The sequence below is a fragment of the Amycolatopsis sp. NPDC023774 genome (assembly GCF_040639695.1).
Classification (GTDB): domain Bacteria; phylum Actinomycetota; class Actinomycetes; order Mycobacteriales; family Pseudonocardiaceae; genus Amycolatopsis.
Genome location: NZ_JBFAAJ010000003.1, coordinates 225,428 through 240,381, shown reverse-complemented (window position 1 = coordinate 240,381; position 14,954 = coordinate 225,428). Strand labels below are relative to the sequence as shown.

17 protein-coding genes are annotated in these 14,954 nt (G+C 72.2%); 14 read left to right on the top strand and 3 right to left on the bottom strand.

Annotated elements, in window-relative coordinates:
- The 7 genes from mihF to AB0F91_RS10590 all read left to right on the top strand — a co-directional run bounded on the left by mihF (position 1) and on the right by AB0F91_RS10590 (position 6,848).
- Positions 1-318, top strand: coding sequence for an integration host factor, actinobacterial type (gene mihF / locus AB0F91_RS10620; RefSeq protein WP_003096398.1), 318 nt, complete (start codon positions 1-3; stop codon positions 316-318).
- On the top strand, positions 315-977 hold the full coding sequence (gene gmk / locus AB0F91_RS10615) for a guanylate kinase (protein WP_360596636.1): 663 nt from the start codon (positions 315-317) through the stop codon (positions 975-977). Before mihF ends, gmk begins: the two co-directional genes overlap by 4 nt.
- A gap of 23 nt (positions 978-1,000) precedes the next feature.
- Positions 1,001-1,252 carry a DNA-directed RNA polymerase subunit omega gene (gene rpoZ, locus AB0F91_RS10610; protein ID WP_220247522.1) on the top strand — a complete coding sequence of 84 codons (252 nt, stop codon included), beginning with the start codon at positions 1,001-1,003 and terminating at the stop codon, positions 1,250-1,252.
- Complete coding sequence (gene coaBC, locus AB0F91_RS10605; RefSeq protein ID WP_360596634.1) at positions 1,245-2,483, top strand: bifunctional phosphopantothenoylcysteine decarboxylase/phosphopantothenate--cysteine ligase CoaBC; 1,239 nt, start codon at positions 1,245-1,247, stop codon at positions 2,481-2,483. The genes rpoZ and coaBC overlap by 8 nt, the downstream gene beginning before the upstream one ends.
- 82 nt (positions 2,484-2,565) lie before the next feature.
- The gene (gene metK / locus AB0F91_RS10600) at positions 2,566-3,768 is read left to right on the top strand and encodes a methionine adenosyltransferase (protein ID WP_360596632.1); all 1,203 of its coding nucleotides are present in this window, start codon (positions 2,566-2,568) and stop codon (positions 3,766-3,768) included.
- Positions 3,769-3,885: 117 nt separating this feature from the next.
- A complete protein-coding gene (locus tag AB0F91_RS10595; protein WP_360596631.1) occupies positions 3,886-6,024 on the top strand; it encodes a primosomal protein N' in 2,139 nt (712 codons plus the stop codon).
- 269 nt (positions 6,025-6,293) lie between these two features.
- Positions 6,294-6,848 carry a GNAT family N-acetyltransferase gene (locus tag AB0F91_RS10590; protein WP_360596630.1) on the top strand — a complete coding sequence of 185 codons (555 nt, stop codon included), beginning with the start codon at positions 6,294-6,296 and terminating at the stop codon, positions 6,846-6,848.
- A gap of 1 nt (position 6,849) precedes the next feature.
- Here AB0F91_RS10590 and AB0F91_RS10585 read toward each other — a convergent pair whose 3' ends face one another.
- Together AB0F91_RS10585 and AB0F91_RS10580 are read right to left on the bottom strand one after the other, a co-directional pair.
- Positions 6,850-7,977, bottom strand: a complete 1,128-nt coding sequence (locus AB0F91_RS10585; RefSeq protein ID WP_360596628.1) for a hypothetical protein — start codon at positions 7,975-7,977, stop codon at positions 6,850-6,852.
- Between the two features lies 1 nt (position 7,978).
- Positions 7,979-9,043, bottom strand: a complete 1,065-nt coding sequence (locus tag AB0F91_RS10580; protein ID WP_360596627.1) for a helix-turn-helix domain-containing protein — start codon at positions 9,041-9,043, stop codon at positions 7,979-7,981.
- A gap of 253 nt (positions 9,044-9,296) precedes the next feature.
- Between AB0F91_RS10580 and AB0F91_RS10575 the strand changes: the two genes are divergently transcribed.
- The 4 genes from AB0F91_RS10575 to AB0F91_RS10560 all read left to right on the top strand — a co-directional run bounded on the left by AB0F91_RS10575 (position 9,297) and on the right by AB0F91_RS10560 (position 11,238).
- Complete coding sequence (locus tag AB0F91_RS10575; protein ID WP_360596625.1) at positions 9,297-9,926, top strand: hypothetical protein; 630 nt, start codon at positions 9,297-9,299, stop codon at positions 9,924-9,926.
- An 18-nt stretch (positions 9,927-9,944) separates the two neighbouring features.
- The gene (locus tag AB0F91_RS10570; RefSeq protein WP_360596623.1) at positions 9,945-10,607 is read left to right on the top strand and encodes a Crp/Fnr family transcriptional regulator; all 663 of its coding nucleotides are present in this window, start codon (positions 9,945-9,947) and stop codon (positions 10,605-10,607) included.
- Positions 10,608-10,690: 83 nt separating this feature from the next.
- A complete protein-coding gene (locus AB0F91_RS10565) occupies positions 10,691-11,020 on the top strand; it encodes a hypothetical protein (RefSeq protein ID WP_360596622.1) in 330 nt (109 codons plus the stop codon).
- On the top strand, positions 11,017-11,238 hold the full coding sequence (locus tag AB0F91_RS10560) for a hypothetical protein (RefSeq protein WP_360596621.1): 222 nt from the start codon (positions 11,017-11,019) through the stop codon (positions 11,236-11,238). The genes AB0F91_RS10565 and AB0F91_RS10560 overlap by 4 nt, the downstream gene beginning before the upstream one ends.
- 149 nt (positions 11,239-11,387) lie before the next feature.
- Here the strand turns inward: AB0F91_RS10560 and AB0F91_RS10555 are convergent, their stop codons facing one another.
- Complete coding sequence (locus tag AB0F91_RS10555) at positions 11,388-11,843, bottom strand: GatB/YqeY domain-containing protein (protein ID WP_360596620.1); 456 nt, start codon at positions 11,841-11,843, stop codon at positions 11,388-11,390.
- A gap of 95 nt (positions 11,844-11,938) precedes the next feature.
- On the opposite strand from AB0F91_RS10555, the gene fmt reads away from it, so the two are divergent.
- Genes fmt through AB0F91_RS10540 form a run of 3 tightly spaced genes read left to right on the top strand, consistent with a single transcriptional unit; the run spans position 11,939 to position 14,786 of the window.
- The gene (gene fmt / locus AB0F91_RS10550; RefSeq protein ID WP_360596618.1) at positions 11,939-12,865 is read left to right on the top strand and encodes a methionyl-tRNA formyltransferase; all 927 of its coding nucleotides are present in this window, start codon (positions 11,939-11,941) and stop codon (positions 12,863-12,865) included.
- Positions 12,862-14,286: a transcription antitermination factor NusB gene (locus AB0F91_RS10545; protein WP_360596616.1), complete on the top strand. Its 1,425-nt coding sequence runs from the start codon at positions 12,862-12,864 to the stop codon at positions 14,284-14,286. Before fmt ends, AB0F91_RS10545 begins: the two co-directional genes overlap by 4 nt.
- Complete coding sequence (locus AB0F91_RS10540; RefSeq protein WP_360596614.1) at positions 14,283-14,786, top strand: flavoprotein; 504 nt, start codon at positions 14,283-14,285, stop codon at positions 14,784-14,786. Before AB0F91_RS10545 ends, AB0F91_RS10540 begins: the two co-directional genes overlap by 4 nt.
- Positions 14,787-14,954: the final 168 nt, after the last annotated feature.

Sequence of the window (14,954 nt, the reverse complement as noted above, 5' to 3'; positions counted from 1 at the left end):
GTGGCACTTCCCCAGCTGACAGAGGAACAGCGTGCTGCGGCGCTGGAGAAGGCCGCCGCCGCCCGCCGCATCCGTGCTGAGCTGAAGGAGCGGCTGAAGCGGGGCGGTACCACTCTGGTCGACGTGCTGAAGCAGGCCGAGGAGAACGAAGTCCTCGGCAAGATGAAGGTTTCGGCCCTGCTCGAGGCTCTCCCCGGCGTCGGCAAGGTTCGTGCTCAGCAGACCATGGAACGACTGGAGATCGCACCCAGCCGCAGGCTCCGCGGGCTCGGCGACCGGCAGCGCAAGGCGCTGCTGGCCGAGTTCAGCGGAGAGTGAGCGGCGTCGGTCAGGACTACCCGGTGATCCGGGGCACCGACCGCGACGGTGAGCCGGTGGCGGGGGACACCTCCCGCCACCGGCTCACCGTCGTCTCGGGGCCTTCCGGGGTCGGGAAGTCGAGCGTGGTGGGGGAGCTGCGCAAGCTCGAACCGGACATCTACTTCAGCGTCTCGGTCACGACGCGGAAGCCGAGGCCCGGAGAGGTCGACGGGAGCCACTACCACTTCGTGGAGCGGGCCGAGTTCGATCGGATGGTCGCCGACGGGCAGCTGCTGGAGTGGGCGGAGTTCGCGGGCAACTGCTACGGCACGCCGCGCGAGCCCGTGGAGCGGGCACTGGCGGCCGGGCGGCCCGCCGTGCTCGAGATCGAGCTGCAGGGCGCGCGGCAGGTCCGGGCGGCCATGCCGGAGGCCCGGCTGGTGATGCTGATGCCGCCGTCGTGGGACGAGCTGGTCGGCAGGCTCACCGGACGCGGCACCGAGTCCGAGGCCGCGGTGCAGGCCCGGCTCGCCGAGGCGGAACGCGAACTGGCGGCCGCGGGCGAGTTCGACGTCCGGCTCGTGAACGCCGACGTGAGGACCGCCGCCGCGCGGTTGCTAGACTTGATTACCGGTGGCGATTCCTCTGCCGCCGATATCCTGGACGATACGGAGTAGCACGAGTGGCTGTTCAACAGGCGATGCTGGAAGAGCTCGAGGGCATCACCAACCCGCCGATCGACGACCTGCTCGAAAAGGTCTCCTCGAAGTACGCGCTGGTGATCTACTCGGCCAAGCGCGCGCGTCAGATCAACGACTACTACGCCCAGCTGGGCGAGGGTCTGCTGGAGTACGTCGGCCCCCTCGTGGAGCCGGGCCCCCGCGAGAAGCCGCTCTCGATCGCGCTGCGCGAGATCCACGGTGGCCTGCTCGAGCACACCGAGGGTGAGTGACACCAAGCCCAGGGTCGTCCTGGGCGTGGGCGGCGGCATCGCCGCCTACAAGGCCTGTGAGGTTCTGCGAGGCCTCACCGAGTCCGGGCACGACGTCCGCGTGGTGCCCACCGACGCCGCGCTGAACTTCGTCGGCGCGGCCACCTTCGAGGCCCTCTCGGGCCACCCGGTGCACACCGGGGTGTTCACGGAGGTGCCCGAGGTGCAGCACGTGCGCGTCGGCAAGGAAGCCGACCTCGTGCTGATCGTCCCGGCGACCGCCAACCTGCTGGCCAAGGCCGCGCACGGCATCGCCGACGACCTCCTCACCACGACCCTGCTCACCGCCCGGTGCCCGGTCGCCTTCTTCCCGGCGATGCACACGGAGATGTGGGAGCACCGGGCCACGCAGGACAACGTCGCGCTGCTGCGGTCGCGCGGCATGGTCGTGACCGAGCCCGCCGCCGGTCGCCTCACCGGCGTCGACACCGGCAAGGGCCGGCTGGCCGACCCGGCCGAGATCGTGGACCTGGCCCGCCTGCTGCTCGACGAGCCCCGCGCGTTGCCGCGCGACCTCGAGGGCCTGCGCGTGGTCGTCTCCGCGGGCGGTACGCGCGAGCCGCTGGACCCTGTGCGCTACTTGGGCAACCGCTCGTCGGGCAAGCAGGGTTTCGCGCTCGCGCGCGTGGCCGCCCAGCGTGGTGCCGACGTGACGTTGATCGCTGCCCACACCGTGGAGCTGCCCCAGCCCGCCGGCGCGCACGTGGAGCGCGTGTCGAGCGCGGAGGAGCTGCGCAAGGCCGTACACGCGGCCGCCGCCGACGCCGACGTGGTCGTGATGGCCGCCGCCGTCGCCGACTTCCGGCCGGCCACGCGGGCCGACCACAAGATCAAGAAGTCCGACGACTCGCCCGACCCCGTGATCACCCTCGACCGCAACGCCGACATCCTCGCCGAGCTGGTCCAAGGCCGTCGCGAGGGCCAGACGGTGGTCGGGTTCGCCGCCGAGACGGGCGACGAGCACGGCAGCGTGCTCGACCACGCGCGCACGAAGCTGCGCCGCAAGGGCGCCGACCTGCTGGTGGTCAACGCGGTGGGCGACGGCAAGGCGTTCGGCACGGAGGACAACTCCGGCTGGCTGCTGGCCGCCGACGGCACCGAGCAGGCGATCCCGCTCGGCGCGAAGGCGCGGCTCGCGGCCACAGTGTGGGACGCTGTAACAAGCTTGCGCGAACGTCGACTCCAGCACTAGGCCTTCTGGGTAATGTAGGGCCGTGTAAGGGGTACCTAAGTTCGCGGGTACCGAGCCGAAACCGAGGGAAGTGACGAGGGTCGTGACTGCGTCCACCAAAAGGCTGTTCACGTCGGAATCGGTGACCGAGGGCCATCCCGACAAGATCTGTGACGCCATCAGCGACTCGATCCTCGACGGCCTGCTCACCAAGGACCCGCGCAGCCGGGTCGCCGTGGAGACCCTCATCACCACGGGCCAGGTCCACGTGGCCGGTGAGGTGACCACCGAGGCCTACGCCGACATCCCGACCATCGTGCGGGACGTGATCCTGCGGATCGGCTACGACTCGTCGGCCAAGGGCTTCGACGGGAACTCGTGCGGCGTCAACGTGGCGATCGGCTCCCAGTCGCCGGACATCGCGCAGGGTGTCGACACCGCGTACGAGTCGCGCGTGGAGTCCGACGAGGACGAGATCAACCGCCAGGGCGCCGGCGACCAGGGCCTGATGTTCGGCTACGCCTGCTCGGACACCCCCGAGCTGATGCCGCTGCCGATCGCGCTGGCCCACCGCCTGTCGCGCCGGCTGACCGCGGTCCGCAAGGACGGCGTGCTGCCGTACCTGCGCCCGGACGGCAAGACCCAGGTCACCATCGAGTACGCCGGTGAGCAGCCCGTGCGTCTCGACACGGTGGTCGTGTCCACGCAGCACGCCGACGGCATCGACCTGGAGCAGATGCTCGGCGTCGACGTGAAGCAGCATGTGGTGGAGCCTGAGCTGGCCGAGCTGGGTCTCGACACCTCCGGCACGCGCCTGCTCGTCAACCCGACCGGCCGTTTCGTGATCGGCGGCCCGATGGGCGACGCCGGCCTGACCGGCCGCAAGATCATCGTCGACACCTACGGCGGCATGGCCCGCCACGGTGGTGGCGCCTTCTCGGGCAAGGATCCGTCCAAGGTCGACCGCTCCGCGGCGTACGCGATGCGCTGGGTGGCGAAGAACGTGGTCGCCGCCGGGCTGGCCGGGCGCGTCGAGGTGCAGGTGGCCTACGCGATCGGCAAGGCCGCGCCGGTGGGCCTGTTCGTGGAGACGTTCGGAACCGAGACGGTGGACCCGACGAAGATCCAGGACGCGATCAGCGAGGTCTTCGACCTCCGTCCGGCCGCGATCATCCGCGACCTCGACCTGCTGCGTCCGATCTACGCGCCGACCGCCGCGTACGGCCACTTCGGCCGAACGGACCTCGACCTGCCGTGGGAGAGCACCGCACGCGCCGACGCGCTGCGTTCGCTCGCGGGCGCCTGAGTTTCCGGCCGTTCTGTTGTTCGTGAAGGGCATTCCGAGGGAATCCGCTTCCCCCGGGGTGCCCTTCACGGCGTTCTGGCGGCGGGACCGTCGGGGCGGTCTGGTAGAGATCACCGGGTGAGCAGCTCCGAACCCGCCCCGCTGTGGGACCTCCCGGAGCCTTCGCGCTCCGCCTCGGAGCCGATGGCGTCGTCGCCGCGCGCGGGGAAGCCGGCTGCCGGGAAAGCCGCCGGGAAGGCCGCGGCGGTCCGGAAAGCCGGGCCGCGCAAGGGGGCGCAGCAGCCGGCACCCGAGCTGCCCATAGCGAAGATCGTGGTGGACATTCCGCTGGCGCACCTGGACCGGACGTTCGACTACCAGGTGCCCGACAAGCTGCACGAGGCCGCGGTGCCGGGCTGCCGCGTGCGCGTGCGGTTCGCGGGCCAGCTCGTGGATGGCTACCTCGTGGAGCGCACGGACACCACGGAGTACGAGCGTAAGCTGGCGTACCTGGAGCGCGTCACGTCGAGTGAGCCCGTGTTGCCGCCTTCGCTGCACGCGGTGTGCCGGTCGGTGGCCGACCGCTACGGCGGCACCCTGTCCGACGTACTGCGCTTGGCTTTGCCGCCGCGGCACGCCAAAGCGGAGGCCGAGCCCGCTCCGGAACCGGCCCCCGTGCCGGACGTGCCGGACGTGTCGGCGTGGTCGCGGTACCAGTGGGGCCCGGCGTTCCTGGACGCCGTGGCCGACGCCAAGCCGGCCAACGCGGTGTGGCAGGCCCTGCCGGGCGAGGACTGGCCGCGCCGGCTCGCGGAAGCCGCGGCGGTGGCGGCGTCGTGCGGCCGGGGTGCGGTCCTCGTCGTGCCGGATCATCGCGACCTCGCGCGGGTGCACACGGCCTGCGTGGCGCTGATGGGCGAGGACGTCGTGGTGGCGCTGATCGCCGGGCTCGGGCCCGCGGAGCGGTACCGGCGCTGGCTCGCCGTGCTGCGGGGCGGGGTGCGGGTCGTGGTGGGCACGCGCGCGGCAATGTTCGCGCCCGTGGCGGACCCGGGCCTGTTCGTGGTGTGGGACGACGGCGACGACCTGCACCTCGATCCGCACGCGCCCTACCCGCACGTGCGCGACGTGCTGATGGACCGCGCGCACGCCACGAAGTCGTCGCTGCTGGTCGGCGGTTTCGCGCGGACGGCGGAGGCGCAGCTGCTCGTGGAGTCGGGCTGGGCGCAGGCCGTGCTGGCCGACCGCGCCGAGCTGCGCGCGGCCGCCCCGCGCGTGACGCCCGTGGGGGAGGACTTCGACGTTGCCCGCGACGAGGCTGCTCGCGTCGCCCGCCTGCCCGCGGTGGCCTTCGAGGCGGCGCGCCAGGCGTTCGCGGCCGGCCTCCCGGCGCTGGTCCAGGTCCCGCGGCGCGGCTACGTGCCGGGCTTGGCCTGTGGCAACTGCCGCACACCCGCGCACTGCCGCCGTTGCGCCGGTCCGCTGGCGCTGCCCGGCGGTTCGGTCGACGGGGCGCCGAAGCCGCCCGCGTGCCGTTGGTGTGGCGTGCCGGAGACCGCGTTCCGTTGCCAGGCTTGCGGTTCGGTGCGGCTGCGCGCGGTGATCGTGGGCGCGAAGCGGACGGCGGAGGAGCTCGGCCGGGCCTTCCCCGGCGTTCCGGTGCGTACTTCAGGTGCGGCCGAGGTGCTGGCGACGGTGCCGGGCCGCCCCGCGCTGGTGGTCTGCACCCCCGGCGCCGAACCGGTCGCCGAAGGCGGCTACGGCGCCGCGCTGCTCCTCGACGGCTGGGCCCTGCTCGGCCGCCAGGACCTGCGCGCCGCCGAGGAAACCCTGCGTCGCTGGATGGCCGCCGGCGCGTTGGTGCGCCCGGCCGCCTCGGGCGGCAGGATCGTGGTGGGCGCCGAGGCGGGTCTGTCCGTGGTCCAGGCACTGGTCCGCTGGGACCCCGCCTGGCACGCCGGCCTGGAGCTCGGCCAGCGCCGCGAGCTGGGCTTCCCGCCCGCCATGCGCATGGCCAGCGTCGAAGGCACGCCCGACGCCGTCGCCTCCGTTCTCGACGACCTGCCCCTGCCCGACACCGGCGAAGTCCTCGGCCCCGTCCCCGTGGGCGACTTCGACGCCGACGGCAACGCCTCCCGCGAACGCGCTCTGGTCCGCGTTGCGCGTCCGGAGGGCAAGACGCTGGCCGCTTTGCTCCACGACGCGGCGGCCCGCCGGGACGCCCGCAAGGCGGCCGAGCCGGTGCGGATTCAGCTGGATCCGCTGGAGCTGATCTGACGCCGTTCGAGCCGGAGGCGGTGGTTCAGTCCTTTCCCTCGGAGCGTCGTGAAGGCCCCGGACGACGGCCGAAAGCTCGGGTTCGCGAGTGTTGTGCGGACCAATGCCCGGCCGGACCCGTTTCGTTTCGGTCTTGATCGGGCATGTGAAGGCGGTCGGGGAGGGCCGGTCGGATGAAGCACGCCCGCGGTGCTGCTCCGTGCGCGCGCCGGGACTGCTCCTTTCGCTGGCTGCGCGCTTCCGCCGGGTCCCCCTACGCTGGAGGCGCGATGTTCAGGACCGATCCGCGCGACGCCGACGGCTGCCCGTCCGGCGAAGGGGAACCCGCGGCCGAGGCGACGATCCGGGCCGCCGAACCCACCGACGTCAAGGCGCTGAGCACCGCGCTCGGCGCGGCGGAGTACTTCTCCGACCGGCTCGGGCGCCAATCCCAGGGGCTGGGTGTCCTGTTCACCGCGTGGTGGGCGGATCGGCCGGTCGGGGACCTGTACCTGTGGCTCGAGGACGCCGAGGAGCCGCCGATCCGCAGCCGGCTGCCGGGCGTCCCGCTCCTGACGCATCTGGAAGTCCTGCCGGTGGCGCGCAACCGCGGCGTCGGCCGGGCGCTGGTCGGCGCGGCCGAGGGTCGGCTCGCGAGCCTTGGGCACCGGCGCGCCGCGTTGGCCGTGCGCACGGACAACGCGGACGCGGCCCGGCTGTACCGCCGCCTGGACTATCGGGACTGGGGGCACGGCACGGTCGTCTGCTACGCCGAGCACTTCCTCCCGGACGGCCGCATCGTGTCCGAAGCCGAGCTGTGCCACGTGCTGGTGAAGGCGCTCTGAGTCAGCTCTGCTGCACCAGCTCGGCGATGCCGAGGGTTCGGAAGGCCGCGTCCACGCCGTCGGTCACGTGCTGGTCGTGAAGGCCGGCCACGTGCGCGCACCACGTCACCCGGTCTTCCTGCCACGCTCGCAGGTAGTCCGCGCACAGCTTCGGCGTGATCATGTCCTCGTTGCGGCGCAAGGCAGTACGCAGCGCTTCGGTCATGTTGTCGCGGCGGATGAAATCCAGCCCGGCCGCTTCGGAAACCTGGAGCAGCGCTGTGCGGATGAAGTTCCGGCGGACCTCGAGGAACCTCGCCCAGTAGCTCTCCGTCGCGGCTTCGAGGCCAAGGCCCTGGTCGAGCAGGCCGTAGACGCCTTCGGCGAGCGTGTCGCCCAGCTCCTCGGACTCGGCCCGGATCTGGTTGTACGGGTCGTACTCCGCCTGGTGCGCGCTCCCGGTGAGCGCGGTCGTCCGCAGCCCGCTGTCACCCAGCAGGAAGAACCAGTCCTCGTTGTAGAGGTCCGGGAAGAACGAGTCGAAACACCGCTCGCCCACGACCAGCGCACCGCCGCCGACGAACGTGTCCTGCCGCCCGCCGGACTCGCGGTAGGCGTGGCACACCACGGAGTTGTCCGGCATGCCGGTGTTCGTCAGGCCGACGGCCGCGTGGTCGCCGAGCAGGCCTGCGGCCTCGCGCAGGTCGGCCGGCCGGGGCAGCGTGATGTCGTCGTCGAGGAACAGCACGCGCTGCCAGCCCGCGAGGCCGGCGACGAGCAGGCCCAGGTTGCGTTTGAGGCTGGTGTCGGCGCCGCGGAGCAGCTTGTGCTCCCGCAACAGCTGAGACGCGGCGAATCGGGGCAGGACGCCCGCGGGGAGACCGTCGGTGTCGATCGCGAAGGCCCGCACCCCGGCCTGTTTCGCCGCCGGCACGACCCGTTCGGCGCTCGCCTTCTGGCTGCAGAGCAGCAGCACCGGCGCGGCGAGCTCCCGTGCGATGGTCCAGGTGTGGTCCAGCGCGTGCTCGTCGCGGCCGTTGGGCACGACGATCGCGTCCAGCTCGGCCTGGGGAGTCCTCCCGGCACCGACCTCGGCCAGCAGGCGCCGGTGGGTGGTGTGCTGCGCCGGCGCTCCGACGGCAGTGGTCATCTCAGCTCGTTTCTGGCCATTCGTGCAGCCGGTGCTCCGCCAGCGTCCAGTCGGGGGTGAGCCCCTGGTTGTTGAAGATGGGCACGCGGCTGATGATGCTGAAGGAGTCCGCGTGGGCGAATCGCGCGTCCAGGTGGGCCTGGTTGCGATCGCGGAAACGCGGGTCGGTCAGCGCTCGCACGGCTCCGAGGGTTCCCCGGCCGTACATCCCGTTGCACACGGTGACGGTGCGTTTGCGGTTGAGCGGATTGACTCCGTGGTAGAAGAGCGCGACGTCGGCGACGAGGGTGTCGCCGTCTGACGTCTGGGCGTTGAAGCGTTCGGTCGTGCCGTCCGGGTGGGTCACCTCGAAGCTGCCCGGCACGTCCTCGCCCGGACCGCCGCGGCCGATCTGCCGCACCGGTGCGTCGATCAGGTTGAGCAGCTCGCGGGTCTGCGGGTTGAAGTCGACGCCGCCGAGCAGCACGAGGTGTGCCGTGTAGTCCTTGGGGCGCAGGGGGACGCGCGGGTTCGCGGTGCGGAAGGAGACGTTGCTGGTGGGGTTGCAGGCCCGGATGTGGCCGTACAGCTCGATCAGCGCGTCGGGATCGGCGTAGCTGAAGAGCCGGGAGTAGTCGGGGCTGGCGGGGTCCGCGTAGCCGATCCGCATGTCTTCGGGCAGCTGCGCGTCGACGATCACGACGTCTTCGTTCGGCGGGAACCGCCAGACGTTGCCCGGCGCGAACTCGGCCGGGCCCGTCGCCTCGTGGGAGCCGCCGCGCAGCTCGGTGAGCTCGGCCAACAGGTCCTCGCGCCCGCGCTGCTCGTCCTCGGTGAGCTGCTCGGCCGCGAGCAGACGGAAGGACGGCCCCTCGATCGACCGGCGGGTGGCGAAGAACGTCGCGTACGCGTCGAGCCGAAGCATGGGGGGCGACACCGGGTTGCTGGTGTTCTCCCACGACGAGAGCAGCGTGTTGCTCACCCCGAACACGTCGGCGAGCTGGCGTTGGGTGATCTGCACCCCGGGCCAGGTCTCCTTCCGCAGCGCGCGGAGGCGCCCGGCGAGGGCGGGGCTCGGCTGGGACACGACTTCAGACCTTTCAGTGAAGTCCACTGGAACGCGAGTGACGAAGATTGTACAAAGGAGAGTACTGGATCGGCTTGGGAGGCTCACCGGGCCGCGTCCGGCGGGTATTTAAGGGGTGGTTCAGTTCGTGGATCGGCGAAACTCTTAGGGAGAACTTAAGCCTACGGCCCTGTTCAGGTTCAGTCGCAGCCTTTATAGTTCGATCTATGGAAGTCTACTGGAATTCAGGAATTATCTGAACAGGGGGTCGGCCATGGACACCACCGTTCTGCACGTGCCACTGCATCGAGCGATCGTGGTGGTCGACATCGAGGGGTCGACCACCCGGACCAACCCCGCTCGGGCCCGGCTTCGCGCGATTCTGTTCGACCTGCTCGACGAGGCGTTCCGCGCCGGCGGGATCGCGGCGGGGTTCCGGGACCCGTTCGTGGACCGCGGCGATGGCGCGTTGTGCCTGGTCCGGCCGGTCGACGAGGCGCCGAAGACGGTGCTGCTCGCCGAGGTGGTGCCCGCCCTGGCGGAGCTTCTCGCGCGGCACAACGTCGAGAGACCCGACGCGGCCTTCCTGCTCCGGGTGGCGATCCACGCCGGCGAGGTGCACTACGACCTGCACGGCCCCTACGGCGAGGACGTCGACCTCGCCTGCCGGCTGCTCGACGCCGCCGAGCTGCGGCGCCGGTTGCGCACCACCGGGGCGCCGCTCGCACTGGCCGTCTCCGAGGCCATCCACTGGTCGGTGGTCCGCCACGACTACGACGGCATCGACCGCGCCGCGTTCACCGACGCGTTCCACGTGCGGGTGGGCGGCCGGCGGATGCGGGGCTGGCTCCGCACCGCCGAGTGGGCCGGGGCCGGCAGCCCCAGGACGGGGCTCACCGCCTGACGAGCCGGGAGGTGACCCGTGGAGACGACCGGATTCTGGCCGGCGCTGGGCGAGGCCGACCGCGGCAAGGTGGCGGAGCTGGCGGTCCGCCGCAGCTACCGCCGGGGAGACGTGGTGTGCCGCGAAGGAGACCGCGCCGCGATGGTCGTGCTCCTGCTCTCCGGCCACGTCCGGATCACCAACGCGACTTCCGACGGCCGCGAGGTCGTGATCGCCGTGCGCGGCGCGGGCGACGTGGTCGGCGAGCTCGGTGCCATCGACGGCGGCCCGCGCTCGGCGACCGTGGCGGCGCTGGACGATCTCGACGCGCTCGTCGTGCCCGCCGCCCGGTTCGCCGCGCTGTGCCGGCGCGAAGCGGCGATCTCCTGGGCGTTGCTGCAGGTCTTGGCCGATCGGCTGCGCGACATCGGGCGGCAGCGGCTCGACGTCGGCGGCGGCACGGTCACCCGGCGCGTCGCGGCGCAACTGATGCAGCTGGCCGTGCAGCACGGGGTGCGCCGGGGCGACGACATCGTCATCGCGATCCCCGGCACGCAGGCCGAACTCGCGACCACCGCGGCGGTTTCGCGCGAATCGTGGGCCCGGGTGACGCGGGAACTGCGCCGGCTCGGCGTGCTCAGCACCGCGCGCGGCCAAGTCGTGATCCACCGGTTCGCGGAGCTGGGCCGGCTCGCCCGCTGACCTTGCCCGAACGTGTCTGCAGACACAGATTTCCCTGCGGCACAGCGGAATCCTGGTAGCACACATTCACGACGGAGGCAGCCATGGACCCGTTTCTTCCCGCCCCGCAACCGATTCGCTGGCGCCGCGGGGTCTACGCGGCCGCGTTGGTGATTCCGTTCACCGTGACGCAGGTGTGGGCGCTGCTCGTGCTCCTGAGCGTGGCCGACTTCAGCGGCCTTGTCGCACAAGCGGTTCTAGTGCTCGTGCTCGGCTCGGTCGTCTCGCTCGCCGTCGGCTGGCGCTGGGCCTGGCGCCTGGGCTCCGAACGCCGCCGCGCCCTCGAAACCCGCCGCGAGTTCGAGGCCTGGCGCGACGCCGCGCGCGAAATCCCGCCGGCCGAACGGATCGGCACCGGGCGAGGCCGTCGATGAACGCCCTGGCGGCTGCCGCCACCGAGAGCGGCCCCGACCCGTCGACGGTCGTGCTGGTGATCGCCCTCGTGGTGTTCGTCGTCGCGGTGCGAATCGTGCGGCGGATCGTCGGCTTCGTCGTGAAGACCGCCGCGTCGGCCGCCGCGCTCGCCGGCGTCGTCATGGCGGTCGGCGGCCTCGGCGGACTGACGACGCTGGTCGTGCTCGCGCTTCAGTAGGCCGCTTTCACTTCTCCTTGCCACACCATGATTCCCGGGCGGCCGGGAACCCGGTCCCGCACGCGGCGGGCACCGGGTTTTCTCTTTTCGGCGAAGCAATCCGCTCGACCAGTTCGCCGACGCGCAGAGCTTGCGCTGGTGGCAGCCGCTCAGCCGGCCAGCTGCTTCTTCACCTCCGCCGCGACCCGGCCACCCTCCGCGCGCCCCGCGACCTTCGGCTGCACCGCCTTCATCACCGCGCCCATCCCCGCCATCCCGGACGCGCCGGTGCCGGCCACGGCGTCCGTCACCAAGGCCGCCAGCTCCTCGTCCGAGAGCTGCGCCGGCAGGTAGCCCGTGAGGATCTCCGCCTCGGCGCGTTCACGGTCGGCCGATTCGGCGCGGCCGGCGCCCGCGAACGCTTCGGCGGCGTCGCGGCGCTTTTTCACCTCGCGGGTGATGATCTTCCGCACCTCGTCGTCGGAGAGCTCGCGGTGGGTGTCGCCCGCGGTTTCCTCGTAGCCGATGGCCGACAGCGTGAGCCGCAGGGTCGCGGAGCGGAGCTGGTCGCGCGCCTTGATGGCGGTGGTGAGGTCGTCGTGGAGGGTCTGCTTGAGCGTGGTCATCCCCCGATCCTGGCACCACCGCCGCGGCGACGCGCGGGTCTTCTAGACTCGACCGTGATGTCCAACCAGTACGAATCGCTTCCGGAGGTGCGGTGATGAGGCTCGTTTTCGCCGGCACCCCCGAACCCGCGGTGCCCTCGCTGCGTGCTCTGCTCGAATCCGGCCGCCACGAGGTCGTCGCGGTGGTGACGCGGCCCGACGCCCAGGCGGGGCGCGGTCGCCACGTCGTGCGCTCGCCCGTCGGGGCGCTCGCCGACGAGCACGGCATCGAGGTGCTCACGCCCACGCGTGCGGGGGACCCCGCGTTCCTCGCGCGCCTCACGGAGCTGGCGCCCGACGCGTGCCCCGTCGTCGCGTACGGGGCGCTGCTGCCCCAGTCGGCGCTCGACATCCCGGTCCACGGCTGGGTGAACCTGCACTTCTCGCTGCTGCCCGCGTGGCGCGGCGCCGCGCCGGTGCAGTCGGCGATCCGCGCGGGTGACGAAATCACCGGTGCCAGCACGTTCCGCATCGTCAAGGAGCTCGACGCCGGGCCCGTCTTCGGCGTCGTCACCGAGAAGATCGGCCCGGCGGACACGGCGGGCGCCCTGCTGGGCCGGCTCGCCGAGTCAGGTGCGCACCTGCTGCTGTCCACCATGGACGGCATCGAGGACGGCACGCTGCGGGCCGTCGAGCAGTCCGCCGAAGGCATGACCTACGCGCCGAAGGTGACGGTCGAAGACGCTCGCGTATCGTTCGCGGACCCGGCCGCGGCCGTCGACCGGCAGATCCGCGCGGTGACGCCGGAGCCGGGCGCGTGGGCGGAGTTCCGCGGCGAGCGCTTCAAGCTGGGGCCCGTCACGGTCGTCGACGAACCGGGCCCGCCGCCGGGCGAGCTCGTGGTCGAGCGCAAGCGCGTGCTCGTGGGCACGGCGACGAAACCGGTGCGGCTGGGCGAGGTCCAGGCATCGGGCAAGAAACGGATGGCGGCCACCGACTGGGCGCGCGGTACACGGATCGAAGAGGGAGAGCGCCTGCGGTGAACGAGCGTGGGGAACGGCGGCCGTCGAGGCCGCAGCGGGGCCGGCCGGCTCCGCGCAAAGAGGGACCGCGCCGTCCGCCGGAGGTCGATCCGGCCCGCCAGGTCGCGTTCGACGTGCTGCGCGCGGTGCGCGAGAAGGACGCGTACGCGAACCTCGTGCTGCCGCAGCTGCTTCGCGAACGGCGCATCACCGGCCGCGACGCGGCGCTGGCCACCGAGCTCACGTACGGCGCTTCGCGGGCCCAGGGCCTGCTCGACGCCGTGATCGGCGCCTGCGCCGAGCGGCCGATCGAGAAGACGGATCCGGTGGTGCTCGACGCGCTGCGCCTCGGCGTCTACCAGCTGCTGCGCACGCGCATTCCGGAGCACGCGGCCGTCGGGTCCACTGTGGACCTCGTACGCGCCGAAGCCGGTTCGTGGGCAACGGGGTTCGCCAACGCGATCCTGCGTTCGGTGTCCGCAAAGGACGAGCAGACCTGGCTCGACGAGCTGGCGCCCGACGAGGCGACCGACCCGATCGGCGCGTACGCGATGCGCACGGCGCACCCGCGGTGGGTCGCGCGCTCCTTCGCGGAAGCGCTGGGCGACAAGGGCGCGGAGCTCAAGGCGGCGCTCGAAGCCGACGACGCCCGTCCCGAGGTACACCTGGTCGCGCGCCCCGGTGAGATCAGCGCCGACGAGCTGGCCGCGATCACGGGCGGCGACGTCGCCCCGTACTCGCCCTACGGTGTGCGGCTGCCAGCCGGCGCCGGCGACCCGGCCGACGCCGAGCCGGTGCGCGAACGCCTCGCCGCCGTGCAGGACGAGGGCAGCCAGCTGTGCGCGATCGCGGCCACGAAGGTGCCGCTCGAAGGGTCCGACGAACGCTGGCTCGACCTCTGCGCCGGTCCCGGCGGCAAGGCCGCGTTGCTCGGCGCGCTCGCGGCGATCAGCGGCGCCCGGGTGGACGCCGTCGAAAAGGCCCCGCACCGCGCCAAGCTCGTGGAGAACGCCACGCGCGGCCTGCCCGTCACGGTGCACGTCGCCGACGGTCGCGAGTCCGGGCTGGAGCCGGGCTTCGACCGTGTGCTCGTCGACGCGCCGTGTAGCGGCCTCGGCGCCCTGCGGCGGCGGCCGGAAGCACGTTGGCGCCGCAAGCCCAGCGACGTCTCCGACCTGACGAAGCTGCAGGCCGAGCTGCTCACGGCCGCGCTGGACCTGGTCCGGCCGGGCGGTGTGGTCACCTACGTCGTGTGCTCGCCGCACCTCGCCGAAACCGAGGGCGTGGTGGGCGAGATCGCCCGCCGCACCAAGACGGAGGTCCTCGACGCGCGCGAGTTCTTCCCGGGCGTGCCGCAGCTCGGCGACGGCCCGTACGTGCAGCTGTGGCCCCACCGTCACGGCACCGACGCGATGTTCTGCGCCACCCTGCGCAAACCGTGAGGTATCTCGGCCTGGTCGCGAGCTCGTGCGGTGGGCTGGACACCCGGTTCACCGCCGAGCTCGCCCGCCCCGCCGCCACCCGCGGCTGGCGGCTCGCGGTCACGCTGACGCCCGTCGCCCACCGCTGGCTGGAGGCGACGGGCGGGCTGACCGAGCTGGCCGCCACCACCGACGTGCCGGTGCGCAGCAGGTCGCGCCTGCCCGGCGAGCCGCGTCCGCACCCGGACCCGTCGGTGTTCCTCTTCGCCCCCGCATCGGCCAACTCCCTGGCCAAGCTCGCCCTGGGCATCGCCGACAACCAGGCCCTGACCCTGCTCGGCGACGTCCTCGGCGCGCCCGGGATCACGATCGTGGTGGCGTACCAGATCCAGGACACGCGGGTGCACCACCCGGCTTGGCAGCGGCACCTGGACACGCTGAAGTCGGCGGGCGTCCGCCTCCACCGGCTGGATCCCCGGCGGCCTTGGTCGGAAGTCCTGGACCTGCTGCCCGGTGCATGACCCCGCCTTCCGCCCGCACCCCACTGTGGCATTGGTTGCGTTGAGCGCACCCAATGCGGCGTTCGGTGCGTTGAGCGCACCCAACCCCCCCAATGGGGGGTTGGGGGGGGGGGTTTTAGAGCAGGGGCCGATGGGCCGTGAACGAGCGGAAAAAAAAATTGATTTTTG